Source organism: Streptomyces sp. URMC 129, from assembly GCF_051386415.1.
In the GTDB taxonomy this organism is placed as follows: Bacteria; Actinomycetota; Actinomycetes; order Streptomycetales; family Streptomycetaceae; genus Streptomyces.
The window spans coordinates 1-475 of sequence record NZ_JBPQTQ010000311.1 but is presented as its reverse complement, the minus strand read 5'-3'; the positions used below and the strand labels follow the sequence as shown (position 1 = coordinate 475).

General features: G+C 74.7%; 1 protein-coding gene. It reads left to right on the top strand.

From position 1 onward, the window contains the following. Window positions 1–475: hypothetical protein (locus ACSNOC_RS27935; RefSeq protein ID WP_436750360.1), on the top strand; the 475-nt coding region annotated here is incomplete at both ends.

The following is a 475-nucleotide window of genomic DNA, read 5'->3' as shown; positions in this document are numbered from 1 at the left end:
CCCGCTGATCGTCACCAGCAACCCGCCCTACGTCCCGCTCGCCCCCCGGGCCGACGCCCGGCGCCCCTCCATCAGCGGCGGCCCGGACGGCCTGAAGTGGGCGCCCGCGATCATCGGGCACGCCCGCACCCTCGACAGCGACCTCGGCCTCACCATCGCCAGCTACTCCACGCCCCGCAAGGCCGTCCGCCTCCTGCGCGACGCCGGGTACCGCGTGCACAGCATCACCCTGTGCCCCCTGCCGCTGGGGGACTTCACCCTCCGCCACATGGAGCAGATCCTCGCCCTCGAACAGAACGGTGAGGCCGTCCTGTGGCGCCGCCCCGACGACCCGGTCCCGGCCTACTTCATCCTCGGCCTCGCCTGCCGCAGAACCGCGTCCGCCGACGCCCACCCCGACCCCACCGGCGACGACCTGATGCGCCTGCTGCGCACCGCCGCCCGCTCCCGCACCCCGCGCCTGGAAACCCTCGAC